Source organism: Sphingopyxis sp. GW821-FHT12F08, assembly GCF_058806755.1.
Map to the genome: position 1 here is coordinate 49,700 of NZ_JBXAQA010000005.1, position 17,662 is coordinate 67,361.

Annotated in this window: 17 protein-coding genes; 9 read left to right on the forward strand and 8 right to left on the reverse strand. The window is 67.9% G+C overall.

Annotated elements, in window-relative coordinates; translation table 11 throughout:
- Positions 1-70 precede the first annotated feature (70 nt).
- The 5 genes from hemH to AC1RNQ_RS14320 all read right to left on the reverse strand — a co-directional run bounded on the left by hemH (position 71) and on the right by AC1RNQ_RS14320 (position 5,588).
- Positions 71-1,033, reverse strand: coding sequence for a ferrochelatase (gene hemH / locus AC1RNQ_RS14300; protein ID WP_493171982.1), 963 nt, complete (start codon positions 1,031-1,033; stop codon positions 71-73).
- Positions 1,030-3,318 (reverse strand): xanthine dehydrogenase family protein molybdopterin-binding subunit, encoded by a 2,289-nt coding sequence (locus AC1RNQ_RS14305; RefSeq protein WP_493171984.1) that lies wholly within the window; start codon positions 3,316-3,318, stop codon positions 1,030-1,032. The genes hemH and AC1RNQ_RS14305 overlap by 4 nt, the downstream gene beginning before the upstream one ends.
- A 77-nt stretch (positions 3,319-3,395) precedes the next feature.
- The gene (locus tag AC1RNQ_RS14310; RefSeq protein WP_493171987.1) at positions 3,396-3,995 is read right to left on the reverse strand and encodes a hypothetical protein; all 600 of its coding nucleotides are present in this window, start codon (positions 3,993-3,995) and stop codon (positions 3,396-3,398) included.
- A gap of 193 nt (positions 3,996-4,188) precedes the next feature.
- The gene (locus tag AC1RNQ_RS14315) at positions 4,189-4,611 is read right to left on the reverse strand and encodes a CoA-binding protein (RefSeq protein ID WP_493171988.1); all 423 of its coding nucleotides are present in this window, start codon (positions 4,609-4,611) and stop codon (positions 4,189-4,191) included.
- Positions 4,611-5,588: an Mrp/NBP35 family ATP-binding protein gene (locus AC1RNQ_RS14320; protein WP_493171990.1), complete on the reverse strand. Its 978-nt coding sequence runs from the start codon at positions 5,586-5,588 to the stop codon at positions 4,611-4,613. Before AC1RNQ_RS14320 ends, AC1RNQ_RS14315 begins: the two co-directional genes overlap by 1 nt.
- A 91-nt stretch (positions 5,589-5,679) precedes the next feature.
- Here AC1RNQ_RS14320 and hflK point away from each other — a divergent pair, with 91 nt between their 5' ends.
- The 5 genes from hflK (at position 5,680) to AC1RNQ_RS14345 (ending at position 10,553) form a co-directional block, all read left to right on the forward strand.
- Complete coding sequence (hflK, locus tag AC1RNQ_RS14325) at positions 5,680-6,870, forward strand: protease modulator HflK (RefSeq protein WP_493171992.1); 1,191 nt, start codon at positions 5,680-5,682, stop codon at positions 6,868-6,870.
- On the forward strand, positions 6,870-7,721 hold the full coding sequence (hflC, locus tag AC1RNQ_RS14330) for a protease modulator HflC (protein WP_493171994.1): 852 nt from the start codon (positions 6,870-6,872) through the stop codon (positions 7,719-7,721). Before hflK ends, hflC begins: the two co-directional genes overlap by 1 nt.
- 127 nt (positions 7,722-7,848) lie before the next feature.
- Positions 7,849-9,351 carry a trypsin-like peptidase domain-containing protein gene (locus AC1RNQ_RS14335; RefSeq protein WP_493171996.1) on the forward strand — a complete coding sequence of 501 codons (1,503 nt, stop codon included), beginning with the start codon at positions 7,849-7,851 and terminating at the stop codon, positions 9,349-9,351.
- A gap of 207 nt (positions 9,352-9,558) precedes the next feature.
- Positions 9,559-9,924 carry a VOC family protein gene (locus AC1RNQ_RS14340; protein ID WP_493171998.1) on the forward strand — a complete coding sequence of 122 codons (366 nt, stop codon included), beginning with the start codon at positions 9,559-9,561 and terminating at the stop codon, positions 9,922-9,924.
- Positions 9,925-9,989: 65 nt separating this feature from the next.
- Complete coding sequence (locus AC1RNQ_RS14345) at positions 9,990-10,553, forward strand: methylated-DNA--[protein]-cysteine S-methyltransferase (RefSeq protein ID WP_493172000.1); 564 nt, start codon at positions 9,990-9,992, stop codon at positions 10,551-10,553.
- Positions 10,554-10,823: 270 nt separating this feature from the next.
- Here AC1RNQ_RS14345 and AC1RNQ_RS14350 read toward each other — a convergent pair whose 3' ends face one another.
- Positions 10,824-11,990 carry a hypothetical protein gene (locus AC1RNQ_RS14350; protein ID WP_493172002.1) on the reverse strand — a complete coding sequence of 389 codons (1,167 nt, stop codon included), beginning with the start codon at positions 11,988-11,990 and terminating at the stop codon, positions 10,824-10,826.
- A 261-nt stretch (positions 11,991-12,251) separates the two neighbouring features.
- Here AC1RNQ_RS14350 and AC1RNQ_RS14355 point away from each other — a divergent pair, with 261 nt between their 5' ends.
- The 3 genes from AC1RNQ_RS14355 (at position 12,252) to AC1RNQ_RS14365 (ending at position 15,859) form a co-directional block, all read left to right on the forward strand.
- The gene (locus AC1RNQ_RS14355; protein WP_493172004.1) at positions 12,252-13,847 is read left to right on the forward strand and encodes a helicase HerA-like domain-containing protein; all 1,596 of its coding nucleotides are present in this window, start codon (positions 12,252-12,254) and stop codon (positions 13,845-13,847) included.
- Positions 13,844-14,296, forward strand: coding sequence for a hypothetical protein (locus tag AC1RNQ_RS14360; RefSeq protein ID WP_493172006.1), 453 nt, complete (start codon positions 13,844-13,846; stop codon positions 14,294-14,296). Before AC1RNQ_RS14355 ends, AC1RNQ_RS14360 begins: the two co-directional genes overlap by 4 nt.
- A gap of 276 nt (positions 14,297-14,572) precedes the next feature.
- Positions 14,573-15,859, forward strand: coding sequence for a cytochrome P450 (locus AC1RNQ_RS14365; RefSeq protein WP_493172008.1), 1,287 nt, complete (start codon positions 14,573-14,575; stop codon positions 15,857-15,859).
- Between the two features lie 19 nt (positions 15,860-15,878).
- Here the strand turns inward: AC1RNQ_RS14365 and AC1RNQ_RS14370 are convergent, their stop codons facing one another.
- Positions 15,879-16,289 (reverse strand): acyl-CoA thioesterase, encoded by a 411-nt coding sequence (locus AC1RNQ_RS14370; RefSeq protein WP_493172010.1) that lies wholly within the window; start codon positions 16,287-16,289, stop codon positions 15,879-15,881.
- A gap of 147 nt (positions 16,290-16,436) precedes the next feature.
- Here AC1RNQ_RS14370 and AC1RNQ_RS14375 point away from each other — a divergent pair, with 147 nt between their 5' ends.
- The gene (locus AC1RNQ_RS14375) at positions 16,437-17,123 is read left to right on the forward strand and encodes an N-acetylmuramoyl-L-alanine amidase (RefSeq protein ID WP_493172012.1); all 687 of its coding nucleotides are present in this window, start codon (positions 16,437-16,439) and stop codon (positions 17,121-17,123) included.
- 27 nt (positions 17,124-17,150) lie between these two features.
- Here AC1RNQ_RS14375 and queF read toward each other — a convergent pair whose 3' ends face one another.
- Positions 17,151-17,621, reverse strand: coding sequence for a preQ(1) synthase (gene queF, locus AC1RNQ_RS14380; protein WP_493172014.1), 471 nt, complete (start codon positions 17,619-17,621; stop codon positions 17,151-17,153).
- Positions 17,622-17,662 lie beyond the last annotated feature (41 nt).

Consider the following 17,662-nt stretch of genomic DNA (forward strand, 5'->3'; position numbering starts at 1 on the left):
GGTGTCCGGTCCGGCCGCGCGGAGGACCGGTTTAAACGAAGAGGTTAAACAGGAGGTAAGCGATTGCCCGTCAGAGCCAGCCGGCGAGCTCGCGGCGGGCAAGGGCTTCGAGCATCGCGAGGCCGGGGGCGCCGTCGTTCAGGCAGGGGAGACAGGCGAAATTATTGCCGCCCGCGTTTTCGAACTGTTCCTTGCCGCGGATCGCGAGTTCCTCGAGCGTTTCGAGGCAGTCGGCGGCGAAGCCGGGGGCGAAGATCGTGACCGTCTTGCCTTCGCGGCCGAGCCGTTCGAGCGTGGCGTCGGTCGCGGGTTCGAGCCATTTGGCGCGGCCGAAGCGCGACTGGAAAGCGACTTCCACCGGGCGGCCGAGCGCCTCGGCGAGGCGCGCGGCGGTCGCGCGGCACTGGTCGTGATAGGGGTCGCCGAGCGCGCGCGTGCGCTCGGGCATGCCGTGGAAGCTCGCGAGCAGCACGTCGGGGGCGAAGTCGAGCGCGGCGAGGCCTGCTTCGATCGAGGCCTTGAGCGCGCCGATATAGAGCGGGTCGACCGGATAGGGGGGCAGGAAGCGGAGGCTCGGCTGCCAGCGCAATTTGGCGAGGTGGGCGTTCACCGCGTCGGTGACGGTCGCGGTCGTGGCGGCGCAATATTGCGGGTAGAGCGGGGCGATCAGGATGCGGCGGCAGCCGGCGGCGAAGAGCGCATCGAGCGTCGCGGGAATCGCGGGCCGGCCGTAGCGCATCGCATGCTCGACGCGGATGTCGGGGCCGAGCGCGGCCTGCAGCGCCGCCGCCTGGCGCCGGGTGATCGCGGCGAGCGGCGAGCCTTCGTCGGTCCACACCTGGCTATAGGCGTGCGCCGATTGCCTGGGGCGCGTGGTGAGGATGACGCCGCGCAGGATCGGCTGCCACAGCAGCGGCGGGATTTCGACGACGCGGCGGTCGGAGAGGAATTCGGCGAGGTAGCGGCGCACCGACGGCGCGTCGGGGGCGTCGGGGGTGCCGAGGTTGACGAGCAGGACGCCGACGTCGCTCATGCGAGCTCGGCGGCGAGCGGGATGCGGCGGATGCGGCGGCCGGTCGCGGCGTAGAGCGCGTTGGCGATCGCGGGGGCGACGACGGGGACGCCGATCTCGCCGAGCCCGCCGGGGTCGCGGTCGCTCTCGACGAACTCGACGACGATCTCGGGCGATTGCGACAGGCGGGGGAGGCCGAGCTGGCCGAGCTTGCGCGCGGTCGCGACGCCGCCCGCATAGTCGGTGGTCGCGCCGACCGCGGCGGCGAGGCCGAAGATCAGCCCGCCCTCGACCTGCTGGCGCGCGATCGCCGGATTGACCAGGCGTCCGGCGTCGACCACCGCGACGAGTTGTTCGACCTGCAGCCCCTTTTCGCTCGGCCGCGCGGTCGCCATCAGCGCGATGTGGCTGCCGCGCATGCTGTGGCACGCGAGCCCCTGCGCCGAGCCCGAGAGCATGCCCTCCCACCCGCCGATGCTGGTCGCGGTGAGCAGGCAGCGCGCGAGCAAAGGCTGCTGCCCGAGCATCGCCATGCGATAGGAGAGCGCGTCGAGCCCGGCCTTCGTCGCCATTTCGTCGACGAAAGATTCGGTGAAGAAGGCGGTGTAGCTGTCGGCGTTGCCGCGCCAGCGCCCGGTCGGCAGTCCGATGTCGGCGGGGCAATGATCGACCGCGAGGTGGGGGATGGCATAGGCGCTCGCCGCGCCCTCGACCGCGGCGGCGTCGGAGGCGCCCGCGGCGGCGCGCTGCGCGATGTCGGGGGCGGTATTGCCGAACAGCCGGTCGCGAAACTCGTGGGTGGTCGAGGGGACCGCGATGCGCGCGACGAGCGCGTCGATGCCGCCCGCGGCGTTGAGCGTCGCGACCATGCGCGCGCGCGCCGGGGGGCGGGGGATGTCGCGCATGATCTCCTCGGCGCGCGACCAGGCGAGCTGGACGGGGCGCTTGATCGCGCGCGCGATCAGCGCCGCCTGCACCGCGACGCTATGGTCGAGGCAGGCGTCGAACGAGCCGCCCGCCATCATCGGGAAAAGCACGACGTCGTTCTCGGCGAGCCCCGTTGCGGCGGCGATCGCGGCGCGGCACTGCGCGGGCGCCTGCGTCGCGGTCCAGATTCGCAGCCGCGCGCCGTCGGGCGCCGCGGTCGCGGTGCGCGTCTCGATCGGGGCGTGGAGCGCCGGGGCGACGGCGTAAGTCGCGCCGATGCTCGCGCGGCCTTCCATCGCCTCGCTCACGTCGCCGCGCTTGACGATGCGGTGGCCGTCGGCCTTGAGCGCGGCCTTCAGCGCCTTGTCGATGCCGTCCGACGAGATCGGCGTGCCCGCGGTCTCGAAGACGGGCGCGAATATGTCGAGCGCGCGGTTCGCGGCCCACCAGTTGCGCGCGACCGCGGCGACCCAATGCGCCTGCTCGACGACATAGAGCATGCCCGGCGCGGCGAGCCCCGCCTTGCGATTTATGCTTTTCAGCCGCGTCGCGCCGAGCGGGCCCTGGCGGATCGACGCGAAGACCATGTCGGGCAGGCGGATGTCGCCGGCGTAATTGGCCGAGCCGTCGACCTTGGCGGGCAGGTCGAGGCGCGTGAGTTCCTGGCCGTAGAGCGGGTCGACGCTCGCCGCGCGATAGACGGGCTCGGCGGGCGGTTCGAGCAAGGCGGCGGCGGCGGCGACCTCGGCGAAGCGGAGCTTCTTCGCGCCCAGGGTGACGAAGCCGTTGGCGGTGTCGCACTCCTCCCAATTCGCGTCCCAGCGGCGCGCGGCGGCCATCATCAGCAGGGCGCGCGCCTGCGCCGCGGCGTCGCGGCACGGGCGTTCGAACATGCGCACCGACGAGCTGTTGGCGGTGAGCATCACCGCGTGGCGCACCGCCCATTCGCGCCGCGCCCAGCTGCGCACGTCGGACACGAAATCGGGCACCATCGAACGCGGGGTGAAGGTCGCGCTATCCTCGTCGACCAGCAAGGTGTTGGTGTAGAGCGGGCTGATCGGCGCGGTCTCGACCGCGATGGTGCGCCAGTCGGCGCCGAGCTCGTCGGCGATGATCTGCGGCAGCAGGGTGGTGACGCCCTGCCCCATCTCGCACTGCGGGACGACGACGCTGACATGGCCGTCGTCGCCGATCTTGAGGAAAGCGTTGAAGATATGCTCGCCCTCGGCGGCGGTGAGGTTGGGCGCATAGTCGCGCGGCCAGATGCTCCACGCAAGCGCGAGCCCGCCCGCGGCGGTCGCGCCGACGAGCAGCGAGCGGCGGCCGATGTGCGGCAGGCGCCGCTTCTTCAGGTCGATGCTGTCGCGAATGCCCGCCATCGGGGATGCTGATAGGCGGGGGGAGTCGGCGAGGCAAAGGCTTTTGGGGACTCCCCTCCCTTGCAGGGAGGGGAAGATCACCACCCCCACGGCGCGGGCGGCGGCGGGTTCACCGGACGGTTCCACGCGAAGGTGACGCGGAAGTGGCGGCCTTCGCGTTTCAGCTCATAGGCAAAACCCAGCGGGGTCGCTTCAATCGCCCAGACGTTCGTATTCGATACGCTGCGCCCGGTGCGGGTGAAGAGCGCGATCGATTCGGCGTCGACCGGGAACTCCTGCCGCGTCGCGGTGCCGGGCGTGGTGGTGTCGCCGCCGTACATCGTGACCTCGTCGGGCTGGCCGTCGGCGTGGCGATGGTCGTGCTTGAGGCGGAGGCCGCCCGCCGTGCGCGTGACGACCCAGGTGCGCGAGCGGTCCCAGCCGCCCTTGGGGCCGAGGCCGTCGATGTGGAAGGGGATTTCGATGCGATCGGGGGTGCAGCGGCGGATGTGCATCACCATCGCCTTGCCCTGCATCGCCGCGTCGGCGGCGTCGCTCGTCTCGATCCGCCCGGCATAGGCCTGGCCGCAGCGCGCGGTGAGCGCGGCGAAGAAGGCGTCTTGCGGGTCGGCGGGGGCGGGGGTGGCGGCGCAGCCGGCGAGCGTGGCGGCGGCGAGGAAGGGGAGGGCGTTCTTCATGAGACGCCCTTATTGTCGGAAATCACGTCCGAAATCCAGGTAGCGTCCGGTTTCGGGCGGGAGCGGACCTTCCTCACCCCCTCCTCTGAAGAGGAGGGGTTTTAGGTCCGCTCTCCACCCCAATCCCGTCGTCGGCGCGTGCGTTTGCGATATGATCGCCAAAATATTCGGTACAAAATTCAGCGCCGCTCGATCAGCGCAGCAGCCCCAGCCGCGGGATTTCGATCTTGGGGCAGCGGTCCATCACCACCGTCAGCCCTGCGGCCGCGGCGCGCTTCGCCGCGGCCTCGTCGATCACCCCGATCTGTAGCCACACCGCCTTCGCGCCATGCACGATCGCCTCGTCGACCGCGGCGCCGGCCGCATCGCTGCTGCGGAAGATGTCGACGATCTCGGCGGGGGGCTCGACATTGGCGAGGTTCGCGACGACGGGCGCGCCGTGGATCGTGGTGCCGGCATGACCGGGGTTCACCGCGATCACGTCATGGCCCTGCGCGACGAGGAAGGCGAGCACGCCGTTCGAGGGGCGCGCGGGGTTGGGCGAGGCGCCGACGACGGCGATGCGGCGGGGTTGGCCGAGCAGGCCCTGGATTTCATCGTCGTCGTTGATCGCCATCATGGGTCCTTTCGTGCCGCGAGCCATTCGGCGACCTTCGCCGCTATCGCGTGGAACGGCGCGCCCAGCGGATCGGTTCCGGCCGCGGGCGGCACGCCGCCGTCGCTGGCGAGGCGGATGCCCATCGACAGCGGCACGCGGCCGAGGAAATCGAGCCCCATCACCTTCGCCGCCGCCTCGGCGCCGCCGCTGCCGAACGGATCGCTGGTCTCGCCGCAATGCGGACAGGCGTAACCCGCCATATTCTCGACCAGCCCGATCAGCGGCACGTCGGCCTGTTCGAAGAAGGCGATCGCGCGCGTCGCGTCCATCAGCGCCAGATCCTGCGGGGTCGAGATGATGATCGCGCCCGCGGGCTTGTGCTTCTGGATCATCGTCAGCTGGACGTCGCCGGTGCCCGGCGGCAGGTCGACGACGAGCGTGTCGATGTCGCCCCAGCTGGCGTCGACCAGCTGTTCGAGCGCCTTGCCCGCCATCGGCCCGCGCCAGGCGATCGCCTGGCCGGGCGCGGCAATCTGGCCGGTCGAGAGCATCGGCACGCCATAGGCGTTGGGCACGGGGGCGAGCTTCGAGCCGCGCGCCTCGGGCTTCACGCCCTCGCTGTCCATCAGCCGCGGCTGCGACGGGCCGTAGATATCGGCATCGACGAGCCCGACCTTCACGCCGAGGCGGCGCAGCGCGACCGCGAGATTGGCGGCTAGGGTCGATTTTCCGACCCCGCCCTTGCCGCTGCCCACCGCGATGATGGTCATTCCCTTGCGCTCGGCGGTCATCGCGACGCGGACGCTGGTCACGCCGGGGCGGGCGAGCAGGCCAGCGCGAAGCTTTTCCTCGAGCGGTTTGCGTGCGTCCTCGGCAAGGCCGGTGACGTCGAGGACGATCGCGAGCGTACCCTCGCCGTCGAGGAAACGCAGGCCCGAGGTGCGGCCGCCCGTAAGGTCGGTGGCGATGCTGGCGAGGGGAGCGGTGTCGGTCATGTCGGTGGCAGATAGGCGCGGCGAGCATGATTGCCAGCCATTTTCGCGCGCACCCCCTGTTAATCGCGCCGCTCCTCCCTATAAAAGCCCTATGAGCAACGAGAATAGCGACGTTATGGGGCGCCGCGCCCTTTCGGGTGTGCGGCATTTTTTGAGCCGGATCGCCGCGATGGCGAACAACCCCTGGGGACCCAAGGGCGGCGACGACGGCGGCAAAGGCAGTGGGGGCGACGGCGGCGGCGATAGCGGCGGCAAGAAGCCCGGCCCGCGCAACCCGTGGGTCAGCCCCGATCCGGTCGACATCAACCGCGGGCGCAAGCCGCGCGGCCCCTCGGCGCTCGACGAACTGCTGCGCAAGGGCCGCGGCAGCTTCGGCGGCGGGGACGGCGGCGGCGGCGGCCGCATGAACCTGGGCGATTCGGCGAAGCTGTGGAAATGGGGCGTGCTCGCGCTCGTCGCGATCTGGGCGGTCTTTTCGTCCGTCCATATCGTGCCGCCCGAAAAGGAAGGCGTCGTCGTCCAGCTCGGCAGCTATTCGCGCACCGTCGGGCCGGGCGTCAAATTCACCTGGCCGGCGCCGATCGAGACGATGCGCCTCGAGGACGTCCGCGCGATCCGCACCATGCCGATCGGCTCGCCCAACGCGACCGAAGAGAATTTCGTGCTGACGCGCGACCAGAGCCTGGTCGACCTCGCCTATGAAGTGCGCTGGTCGGTGCGCGATCCCGAGCTCTTCTTTTTCCAGCTCGCCGACCCCGAAGGCACGATCCGCGAGGTCGCCGAGACGTCGATGCGCGCCACCGTCGCCAATTTCAACCTGACCGATGCGATCGGTCCGGGGCGCGTCGAGATCGAGGCGCAGGTGCAGCAGCGCATGCAGGCGCTGCTCAACGAATATCGCGCCGGCGTGCTGATCCAGGGCATCGCGATCCGCCAGGTCGACCCGCCGAGCGAGGTCGATGAGGCGTTCAAGGCGGTGACCGCCGCGCAGCAGCAGCGCGAATCGGCGATCAACGAAGCGCGCGCCTATGAAGCGCAGGTGCTGGAAGGCGCGCGCGGCCAGACCGCGGCGTTCGACAAGATCTACGAGCAGTACAAGCTGTCGCCGCAGGTGACGCGCCAGCGGCTCTATTATGAAACGATGGAACGGGTGTTGTCGAACGTCGACAAGACGATCGTCGAGGCGCGCGGGGTCACCCCCTATCTGCCGCTTCCCGAAGTGCAGCGCCGCATGCGGGAGCCCGCGGCCACGCCTGCGCCCGCTCCGAAGGGAGGCCAGTGATGTTCGAGAACCTGACCCAGCGCCCGATGCGCCTGCTCATCGGCGTCATCGTCCTGCTCGTCATCCTGCAGCAGTCGCTGGCGATCGTGCCCGAGGACAAGCAGGCATTGGTCCTGCGCTTCGGCGAGATCGAGCGCACCAAGAATATCTATCGTCCGGGCGAGCAGTTCGGCCGCTCGGGTGCCGGGCTGCTGGTGCGCGTGCCGTTCACCGACGGCATCCAGTATATCGACAAGCGCGTGCTGGGCGTGAACATGGAGCGCCAGCAGGTGCTGTCGACCGACCAGCAAAGGCTGCAGGTCGACGCCTTCGCGCGCTTCCGCATCACCAACCCGGTGCGCATGTACACCGCGATCCGTACCGAGGAGCGGCTGCAGCAGCAGTTGGCGACGATCCTCGGCTCGTCGCTGCGCAACGAGCTCGGCAAAAGGACCTTCGCGACTTTGCTGTCGCCCGAGCGCGGCGCGGTGATGGACAATATCCAGGTCGCATTGAACCGCGAGGCGAACAAATATGGCGCCGAGGTGATCGACGTCAGGATCAAGCGCGCCGACCTGCCCGAGGGCGAGACGCTGCAGCTGGCGTTCAACCGCATGCGCACCGCGCGCCAGCAGGTCGCGACAGCGATCCGCGCCGAGGGGCAGAAGGAGGCGGCGATCATCCGCGGTAACGCCGACGGCGAGGCGGCGCGCATCTATGCCGAAAGCTTTGGCAAGGATCCCGAATTCTATGACTTCTATCGCGCGATGCAGAGCTATCAGCAGACCTTCCTGGGCGAGAACAACCAGGGCGGGACGTCGGTGATCCTGTCGCCCGACAATGAATATCTGCGCCGTTTCCGCGGCGACTGAACCGGCTTTCCACGGCGAATGAACGGGGCCTGCAAGCTTCGTTCATGTTCAATCGCCGTTCAGCCGCGGCGAAGCAGACAACCGCCGCCGGGGTGAGCGTTTTAAGTACAGAAGAGGAATTTCGATCGTGCGTTATGTTTATGGCATCACTTCGGCTTTGCTGGCGGGTGGCACGGCGCTGGCGCTGGTCACCCAGTCCCCGGTCGGCGCGCAGGTCGCGCAGAATGAATCGAGCGAAATCGCCAAGGTCGTCCCCCGGTCGGGCGCGCCCGAAAGCTTCGCCGACCTGGTCGAGCAGCTCCAGCCCGCGGTGGTCAATATCTCGACCAAGCAGGAGGTGACGCTCGGCGTCCGGCTCAACCCCTTCGCGGGCACGCGCGAGCCGATCACGCAGGAACAGCAGGGCGGCGGATCGGGCTTCCTGATCTCGGCCGACGGCTATATCGTCACCAACAACCATGTCATCTCGGGCGGCCCGCGCGGCGAGGCGGTCAATGAGGTGACGGTGACGCTCACCAACCGCAAGGAATATAAGGCGAAGATCGTCGGGCGCGACGTCGCGTCGGATCTGGCGCTGCTCAAGATCGAGGCGACGGGGCTGCCCTTCGTGAAATTCGCAACGGGCAGCGACGCGCGCGTCGGCGACTGGGTCGTCGCGATCGGCAATCCGCTGGGCCTCGGCTCGACGGTGACCGCGGGCATCATCTCGGCGGTGCAGCGCAACCTGGGCCAGGGCGGCGCTTATGATCGCTATATCCAGACCGATACCGCGATCAACCGCGGCAATTCGGGCGGTCCTTTATTCGACCTGCAGGGCAATGTCGTCGGCATCAACAACATGCTGATCTCGCCCGTCGGCGCCAATATCGGCGTCAATTTCGCGATTCCCGCCGATGCCGCGATCCCGGTGATCGACGCGCTGAAAGCCGGCCAGGCGGTCGAGCGCGGTTACCTCGGCATCGGCATCACGCCGGTCGACGAGGATATGGCCGCGGCGCTGGGCCTGCCCAAGGACCGCGGCGAGCGCATCGGCCGCCTCGAACCGGGTCAGGCGGGCGAAAAGGCGGGGCTGAAGCGCGGCGATGTCGTGACCAAGGTCGACGGCAAGGACGTGACGCCGCAGCAGACTTTGTCCTACATCGTAGCCCGGGTCAAACCGGGGACGCGCATCCCGCTCGAGGTGATCCGCGACGGCAAGACGATGACGATCCAGGTGGTGGTCGGCAAACGCCCGCCCGAAGAGGAACTCGCCGGCGCGGCCTTCGACCCCGAGGACGAACAGGCGCTGCCCGACGATCCCACGGGTGCCGCCGACACCGCGATCCAGACCGAGCTGGGGCTGTCGGTGCTGCCGCTGACCGCCGACATCGCGCGCGCGGTCGGCGTCGACGCGGGGACCAAGGGCCTCGTGATCGGCGCGGTCTCGGCGAACAGCGACGCGGGCCGCAAGGGCATCCGCCGCGGCGACGTGGTTCTGAGCGCGGGCAACAATCGCACCCCGGTGCTGACCAGCGACGCGCTGGCCAAGGTCGTCGCCGACACCAAGGCGGCGGGCCGCGACGCGGTGCTGGTCGAAATCCTGCGCCGCGGCGGGCCGTCGGGCGACGTGGCGCTGCGGCTCAAGAAATAACCGCCTTCACCCTCCCCTTCAGGGGAGGGCAGCGAGACTTGGCAGTTTGCTGGCTTAGTCGCAGCGGGTGGGGGCCGAGGTCTCGCACAAAGCCTCTGGCCCCCCACCCCAACCCCTCCCCTGAAGGGGAGGGGCTTTTTACGTTTTTCTTTGCCTCGCGCATCCATTGTTCCTATTATGTTCTCTCAACGAATCGGGAGAGAGACGATGATCGGATATGTAACGCTGGGCACGCAGGATCTCGCCAAGGCGGCGTTGTTCTACGATGCGATCGCGGGCGAGCTGGAAACGCCGCGGATGATGGAGTTCGACACCTTCATCGCCTGGGGCAAGCCCGGCGCCGCGGGGATCGGCCTCACCAAGCCCTTCGACGGCAATGCGGCGAGCGTCGGCAATGGCGTGATGGTCGCGCTCGAGGCGAAGGACAAGGAACAGGTCCACCGCCTCTACGACCTCGCGCTGGCGAACGGCGGGACGTGCGAAGGCCCCCCGGGACCGCGCGGCGAGGGCTTTTATGCGGGCTATTTCCGCGACCCCGATGGCAACAAGCTCAACGCCTTCATCATGGGGTGAGCGGGGCCGCTTGGTTTCGTCCATGGACGGCCCCATATCGGACACGCCGATAGGGAGGCCGGGCGATGGCGCGTGACTTTTACCAGCTGTTCGAAACCGCCGCGGGCGTCGCCGCGATCGGCTGGAACGGGGTGGGCGTCACCAGCTTTCGCCTCCCCGCGCCCGGCGCGCGCGAGACCGAGCGGGCGCTGCTGAAGCGCCTGCCCGGCGCGGTGCGCGTCGCACCGCCGGGCGAGGTGCAGGCGGTGATCGCTGCGGCGGTCCGCTATTTTGCGGGCGAGCGCGTCGACTTCGCCAGCGTCCCGGTCGATCCGGCGGTGCAGGATCCCGCCTTCGCCGACATCTACCGCATCGTGCGCGCGCTCGGCTGGGGAGAGACGACGACCTATGGCGCGATCGCGCAGGCGCTCGGGCAGGGCCCCGAATATGCGCGCGACGTCGGCCAGGCGATGGCGCGCAACCCCGTCCCGCTGATCGTTCCCTGCCACCGCGTCACCGCCGCGGGCGGGCGGATCGGCGGATTCTCGGCGCCGGGCGGCTCGCAGTCGAAGGCTGCGATGCTTGAGCTCGAAGGGGTGGTTTCGCAGGTGATTGGGGAGGCGCCCGCGCAGCGGGGGTTCGAGTTTTAGATCAGAGTGCGTTGGCTGGGGCGGACGGGAAGGGCCTGGTCCGACTGGCTACAGACGGTGGGCGGGAGGGGCGCACCAGTCCACACGGGTCGCGACTGCGCGTGCGTCGGAAATTTGTTTCGCGCAAAGGCGCAAAGACATGAAGAGGCTGGCTCGCGGCCGCAGGGTCGCGTTTTCATCGTCGCCGCGTCATGCCGCAGCATTCGATGAAGGAGCCGCTTCGCGGCGCGCCCGACATCTTCGTGCGCCACAGACCATCTTGCCGGACAGCTAGATGTCATTGTGCACCTGATCCGGGCTTGGCTGGTTCGGCGAGTGCTCCTCGTCGTCCTCGTCGTCGTCGTATGCGAGCCTGCCCAGAGCCGCGTCGACGGCAGCGGAAACAAAACCCCAGGCTTCTTGCTGCAAATCCTCGGACATCACAGGCTTGCCGTTGGTGACGGGAAGCGGTTCGGGGTAGGGCATCCAGATTACGTTCTGGGCGGTCTGGCGCCCCACCATGGCGGCGATCTCGCCATACAACCAGTCCGGCGGATCCGCGGGGAAATGTTCCGGGGCTACGCCGTAGGCGAGCACCAGCTTATAGGGCGAAACGCGCTGGGCACATTGGCCCAGTTCCCAGCGCATATTCTCGTTCAGATCGCTGACGTCGATGATCGCGGCGTCGCAGCGCCGCAGCATCTGCTCGACGGCATCCATCCAAAATTCGTCGCCGCACTGGTAGATCTTCAGGCCCGGGACAATGTGACCGATGCCCGACTGGACACGCATCATCCACCTATCGATCCGCGCAACATCTGCGGCGCCGCGCAGCTTCACCGAGCTCCGTCGCCAGACGATCAGGCCAGCCAGCGGATAATAGATCACTGCCAGTACCGCCATGAAGGATAGGAGGAAGACGATGCCTGGCCCTACCTGTCCCCAGTCGCGGACGCCCGGCAGCCATTCGACGATCAGACTGCCGATGATGATGGCGAGCACTGCGATCGGGATTAAAAGCGCCAACAATAGGCCGATCAGGCATCCTATCGAACTGGTCAAGCCAGTTGCATAGGACCATTTGAAGCGCGAATCCTGGATCGTGACGACCTGGAAATTGCTGGCACCGGCCATCGTCATCATCTTGGGCAGGGGGAACCGAGAAGCTTCCTGTTGATGGAAGCGGCGCAACCACACTACCACCCGGTCGGCGCCCATAAGGCGCAGCACTGCCCAGAACATGCCGACACCGCCAATAAAACCAGCGGCACCGAAGGGCAGCGCCGCCATCTGCCCGGCGATGAAACCCTGCTGCGTGAGTGCCGCGGGGCCGAAGAAAAACTCTCGGGAAAAGGCCAGAAAGCCACCGGCCATCATCGGCAATGCCAGCGCCAAGCTGACGCGGAATTGCCAGCTCTTGAAGGCGCGGTCGAATTTGCGCTTTGCTTCATCGCCCATCGATACGCCTCCCCCGAGGCAAAATTTTGGCTGACATTTCCGCTTCGCAACGCGAAATGTCATGAGGTTGCGTGGACGCGACCTCGGGCCACAGCCTAGCCAACCGCCCCCAAAACGCATAGCCTCCCCGCCAGCCGAGATCGCGCCTTCATCGATGTCCGCCGCCGAAGCTCGCCGTTTCCATCGGCGCGGTTGCCGATTGCCTGTGCATTCGCCGCGTTCTAGACCGGAGGCGGACTTGGGCCAGCGAAAGGACAGCGGGTGAGCGACGGTAGCGCAGCGAGCGAAATCTATATCGGGCTCGGCGGCGGCGGGGCGGCGGAGGGCCCGCGCCAGGCGCTGGTGCTGAAGCGCGCGAACCGCCACGGGCTGATCGCGGGCGCGACCGGGACCGGCAAGACGGTGACGCTGCAGGGGCTCGCCGAGGGTTTCTCCGCCGCCGGCGTGCCGGTGTTCGTCGCCGATGTGAAGGGCGACCTCGCCGGCATGGCGATGGCGGGCAGCCCGACGTCGAAGATGCACGCGATTTTCGCCGCGCGCGCCGCCGAGATCGGCGACGGCGACTGGGCGTATCGCGACAATCCGGTGATCTTCTGGGACCTGTTCGGCGAGCAGGGGCACCCGGTGCGCACCACCATTTCCGAAATGGGTCCGCTGCTGCTCGCGCGGCTGATGGGGCTGAACGAGGTACAGGAGGGTGTGCTCGCGATCGCCTTCCGGATTGCCGACGAGCAGAATCTGCTGCTGCTCGATCTGGGCGACCTGCAGGCGATGCTGATGTGGTGCGCCGAGAACGCCGACGAGCTCACGACCAGATACGGCAATGTATCGAAGGCCACGGTGGGCACGATCCAGCGCCAGCTGCTGACGCTCGAAAGCCAGGGCGGCGCCAATTTCTTCGGCGAGCCCGCGCTCGATATCATGGACATGATCCAGAATGACGAGAATGGCCGCGGCTATGTGAACATCCTCGCCGCCGACAAATTGATGGCGAGCCCGAAGCTCTATGCGACCTTTCTGCTCTGGATGCTCAGCGAGATGTTCGAGACGCTTCCCGAGGTCGGCGACCCCGACAAGCCCAAGCTCGTCTTCTTCTTCGACGAGGCGCATCTGCTGTTCGACGACGCGCCGCCCGCGCTCGCCGAAAAGATCGAGCAGGTCGTGCGGCTGATCCGCTCGAAGGGTGTCGGGGTCTATTTCGTGACGCAGAACCCGATCGACATTCCCGAGGATGTCGCGGGCCAGCTCGGCAACCGCGTCCAGCACGCGCTGCGCGCCTTCACCCCGCGCGACCAGAAGGCGGTCAAGGCCGCCGCCGAGACCTTCCGCCCCAACCCCAAGGTCGACGTCGCGCGCGAGATCACCGAACTCAAGGTCGGCGAGGCGCTCGTCTCGCTGCTGATGCCCGACGGTGCGCCGTCGCCGGTCGAGCGGACTTTGATCAAGCCGCCCTGCTCGCGCGCCGGGCCGCTCGACGCCAAGGAGCGCGCGATCATCAAGTCGATCTCGCCGGTCGAGGGCAAATATGACACCGCGGTCGACCGCGAGAGCGCCGAGGAACTGCTCGCCGCCAAGGCCGAGCAGGCGCAGGCGGCCGCGGTCGAGGCCAAGGCGCAGGAGGCGGCGGACAAGCAGGCCGCCATCGCCGCGAGGGAAGAAGCGAAGCGCAAGGTGGCCGAGGAGAAGGTCCGGCTCCAGCAGGAAAAGGCCGCGGCGCGCGAGGCGGCGAAGCCCAGCTTTGCCGAGAAGATGGTGCAATCGGCGGCGCGCTCGGCGGCGACCAACCTCGGGCGGCAGGTCGCGGGCAAGTTCGGCGGCCAGCTGATGCGCGGGATCTTGGGCAGCCTTTTCAAGTGACGGCCGCCGATGCCGCGCTGATGGAGGCGAGCCTGGTGGCCGTCGCCGATGCGGGCATCGACATTCGCCTGCCGCTGTTCGAGCGCTTCTTCGCGGCTTTCCCCGAGCGCCGGCCGAGCTTCATCTCGGTCGACGCCGCGTCGCGGCGGATGACCGACGAGACGCTGCAGATGATGTTCGGGCTGGCGGAGGGGGCGGACTGGGTGTGGCCGCTGGTCGCCGAGCTGGTGTTCACCCACCGCAGCTATGGCGTGCTGCCGATCGGCGAATATGACGCCTTCATCGGCATGACGGTCGCGGAGCTGGGCAGCGCGGCGGGCGATGCGTGGACCAAGGATTGTGCGGCCGCCTGGGAACGCAGCGCGGCAGCGCTCAAGGCGATGATCCGCAAGGCGCGCGCCGAATGGGCTGAGGCGATGCCCGCGGGCGCGCCGCAGCCGGCGGAGTAGCCAATCGCATTCACGCCACTCGTCATTCCCGCGAAGGCGGGAATCCAGCTTCTTGCTCCATCCTCCAGCAAGCACAGACGGCTGATCCCAAGACCCTTTGCGGTCTTTGCGCCTTTGCGTGACTCAAAATAATTTCACGCAAAGGCGCAAAGGCGCAAAGAACGCAAAGAAGGAAAAAGCTGGATCTCCGCCTTCGCGGGAATGACGGAGTGTTGAAAGTCGGGGCCGCCGCGTCACCCCTCGACAAGCCCCCCGAATCGCGGCAGCATTGGTTTCATGACAAAACCGATATTGCCTGGAGAGGTAGCCGCCGCCGTCGTCGACCCCGTCGCCTATGGCGAGTGGGACGGGCTTCACGAACAGCTCGCATGGGCGCGCGCCAATGCGCCGCTGGCGGTCGCGGAGAATCCCGAGTTCGAGCCCTTCTGGCTCGTCACGCGCCACGCCGACATCATGGCGATCAGCCGCGATCCGCAGCGCTTCGCGAACGGCATCCGCCCGACCGTGCTGACCAACCGCGACGGCGAGGCGATCGCGCGCGCCGCGACGCCGGGGGGCGACGGCCATCTGATCCGCTCGCTGGTGCAGATGGATGCCCCCGATCATATGAAATATCGCCTGCTCACCCAGAGCTGGTTCATGCCGAAGAATTTGCGCATCGTCGAAGAGCGCATCCGTGCGCTGGCGCGCGAGACGGTCGATGCGATGCTCGCGGCGGGGCCCGAATGCGATTTCGCGCGCGACGTCGCGGCGCATTATCCGCTGCGCGTGATCATGGACATATTGGGGGTGCCGCCCGAGGACGAGCCGCGCATGCTGATGCTGACGCAGCAATTGTTCGGATCGACCGACCCCGAGCTCAATCGCAGCCGCGAGGCGATCACCAGCGCCGAGCAGGCGATCGCGATGCTCCATTATGTCATCGCCGATTTCGAACAATATTTTGGTGCCCTGACTGCCGATCGCCGCGCCAACCCGCGCGAGGATATCGCGACGGTGATCGCCAATGCGACGATCGACGGCGGGCAGATCCCCGACCGCGAGCTCGCGGGCTATTATATGATCATCGCGACCGCCGGGCACGACACGACGAGCGCCTCGACCGCGGGCGCGATCATGGAGATGGCGAAGGATCCCGCGCTGTTCGAACGCTTCCGCGCCGCCGACAGCGACAAGGCGGGGCTGATCGAGGAAGCGATCCGCTGGACCACCCCGGTGCAGCATTTCATGCGTAGCGCGAAGGAGGATGTCGAGATCGGCGGGCAGCAGGTGCGCGCGGGCGACTGGCTGATGCTCAACTATGTCTCGGCGAACCGCGACGAGGGGGTGTTCGATACGCCCTTCGCCTTCGACCCCGACCGGTCGAAGAACCAGCAGATCGCCTTCGGTTTCGGGGCGCATGTGTGCCTGGGGCAGCATCTGGCGCGGATGGAGATGCGGATCCTGATGGAGGAGCTGCTGCCGCGGATCAAGACGCTCGAGCTCGCGGGTGATCCGGCGCGGGTGCAGTCGGTGTTCGTCGGCGGGCTCAAACGGCTGCCGATCCGGTTCGCGGCGGCTTAGCGGCCGTTGCAAGCGGCGGTCAGGGCTTTCCGTTCGGGAAGAATTTCGCGACGACTTCGCTCGCGAGGCGCGCGGGGCGCAGCGTTTCGGCGTCGATGCAGCACCAGCTCGACTTGACCTCGGCCAGCACTTCCTCGCCGCGGCGGATGATCGTTTCGTAAAAGGCGCGCGCGCCCTGGACCTTTTCGAGGATCACCGTCGCGATGACCTGGTCGTCGAGGAAGGCGGGGCGGCGATAGGTAATCTCGTGCTTCAGCGCGACCCACAGATGCGCCGCGACCGCGTCGGGCGGCGCGATATGGCGCCAGTGCGACAGCACCGCGTCCTGCACCCAGCTCAGATAATGGGCGTTGTTGACGTGCCCCATGAAGTCGATCTGGTCGGCGCCGACGGCGATGGCGTGATCGTGCGGGAGCGAGGCTGAGGTCATATCGTTGACACTAATGTCAACAAAGTGTGACGGGAAGATGAAAAACGCCGGCGCATGCCGTGACGTTTCGATCCAATACAGCGACGCGTCGCCGGGCGATCATCGCGGCCGCCGACTCGCCACGGGGTCGGGGAACAGGGGGGCATCATGGCGAATCCCGAAACCTATATTCTGGATCTGAATGGAAAGACCCGGCCGCCGCGCAGCACGGTCGCGGAAACGGTGGTCCACGACATCGACTGGTTCAACGCCAACCGCGCGAGCAAGCGGCGGTTCGACCCCGTGCTCGGGATCAAGGGCGTGGTGATCCACGCGACGGCGGGGAGCACCTCGGGCGGCGCGTTGCAGCATTGGCGCACCGCCGCGAACGCATCGGCGCACTGGATCGTCCCCGCCGAGCGCGAGGCCGAGCATGGCCGGAAGGTCATCGCTTCGGTCTATGAGGCGCGCGCGGCGCGGCACGTACGCGACGACAAGTCGCACGCGGCGATCAACGGCGGCGCGGCGCTGATCAACCACTGGACGCTGGGGATCGAGATCGTGAACCGGCAGGATCTCGACAATTACACCGATCCCTATTCGGACTGGCAGGTCGCGGCGACCGCCGACATCGTCCGCTATTGCTGGGCGAAATATCCCAATCTGCGCTGGGTCTTCTCGCACGCCTCGGTCGATCCGAGCCGGCGCGCCGACCCGGGCAGGCAGTTCCCGTGGACGAGATTCGCCGGGCTGGTCACCGCGACGACCGCGCCGCCGGCGCCGCTGCCGCTGGTCAGCCCCGAACCCGACGCCGACGAGATGGCGGACGGAAACCGGCAGCCCTGCTGCGGATAGGCACGGTCTTCGGTTGCTCGCGGGCGCCTAACCGCGCCCGCGGTAGGGCGCGACCCCCTGGTCGGGGAGCCACAAGCCCTCGGGCGGCGCGCCCGATTGCCAGAAGACGTCGATCGGGATGCCGCCGCGCGGATACCAGTAACCGCCGATGCGCAGCCATTTGGGCTGCATCTCGTCGAACAGGCGGCGGCCGATGCCGACGGTGCAATCCTCGTGGAAACCGGCATGGTTGCGGAAGCTGCCGAGGAAGAGCTTGAGGCTCTTTGATTCGACGATCGTGTCGCCGGGTGCATAGTCGATCACCAGATGCGCGAAATCGGGCTGGCCGGTCACCGGGCACAGCGACGTGAACTCGGGCGCGGCGAAGCGGACGAGGTAGAGTTCGCCCGCGCGCGGGTTGGGCACATAGTCGAGCAGCGCCGCTTCGGGTGAGACGGGCAGTTCGCTCGATTGGCCGAGATGTTTGGGCGCGAGCGGCGGAGGGGTGGAATCACTCATGGAAACCATCTAGGGACGCGCGCGGCCGCTGTCATCCGTCG